A 546-nucleotide genomic window follows, 5' to 3' on the forward strand; every position below is an offset into this window, starting at 1 on the left:
GGTATGGAGATGCGCCACATGAGGTACTTCAGCGCGGTCGTCGAGGAGGGTAACTTCACTCGGGCCGCCGAACGGTTGTCCATGGCTCAGTCGCCGCTGTCCCAGCAGATCCGTGCACTCGAACGCGAACTCGGCGTGCAGTTGCTCGAACGCACCACCCGCTCGATCACGCTCACCGCAGCGGGCCGGGTGTTCTACGACCGGTGCGTTGCGCTGCTCGACGACGCCGAAGACGCCATGGAATCCGCACGAAAAGCCGATCGCGGGGAAATGGGCGCACTGTCATTGGGATTCACCGGATCGGCCACCTACGATCTGATGCCCAATCTGGTGCGGGCCTACCGTGAGCGCAATCCCCTCGTCGAACTCACCCTGCGCAGCGAAATGCTCACTCCAGCTCAGGTCGATGCGCTGCTCGACGGCACCTTGTCCGTCGGCCTGCTGCGCCCTCCGGTGAAAAGTCCCGGCATCATCGTCGAGCTGCTCCGTCATGAACCACTCTTGGTCGCCTTACCGGTACAACATCCTCGTGCCATCGCCACTGCG

Annotated in this window: 1 protein-coding gene; it reads left to right on the forward strand. The window is 63.2% G+C overall.

Annotated features, from left to right (window positions below; genetic code table 11):
• Positions 1 to 18: 18 nt before the first annotated feature.
• Positions 19 to 546: LysR family transcriptional regulator (locus K3M35_RS25890; RefSeq protein WP_220667301.1), on the forward strand; the 528-nt coding region annotated here is incomplete at its 3' end.

Source organism: Rhodococcus sp. DMU2021, from assembly GCF_019641445.1.
Lineage (GTDB): Bacteria > Actinomycetota > Actinomycetes > Mycobacteriales > Mycobacteriaceae > Rhodococcus > Rhodococcus pyridinivorans.